Annotated in this window: 1 protein-coding gene; it reads right to left on the bottom strand. The window is 78.8% G+C overall.

What is annotated here, in order from left to right; genetic code table 11:
* The coding region (locus tag WDW90_RS39960; protein ID WP_336493099.1) for a DUF448 domain-containing protein at window positions 1–260 on the bottom strand (260 nt) is incomplete at both ends.

The raw sequence follows: 260 nt of genomic DNA, 5'->3' as shown, positions 1-260 counted from the left end.
CGACTGGCGCAGATCCGCCCGCAGGCCCGCGGCCACGCGCTCGGCGAGGTCGGCCGGCACCTCGACGCACTTGCTCCTGAAGGCCCGCTGGAACAGCCGCCGGCGCACGGCCTCCTCGACCTCGGCCCGCCGGGCCGTGACCCAGGCGCCCCGGCCGGGCAGCCGGGCGCGCAGATCCGGCACCACCTGGCCTTCCGGCCCGATCACGCAGCGGATCAGGCCCGCGGGCGCCTGCGCGACGCGCGTGGCGATGCAGGTCC

Origin of the sequence: Methylobacterium nigriterrae, from assembly GCF_037106235.1 — a bacterium.
In the GTDB taxonomy this organism is placed as follows: Bacteria; Pseudomonadota; Alphaproteobacteria; order Rhizobiales; family Beijerinckiaceae; genus Methylobacterium; species Methylobacterium nigriterrae.
The sequence above is the reverse complement of the archived record's forward strand: the minus strand, read 5'-3'. Positions and strand labels throughout refer to the sequence as shown.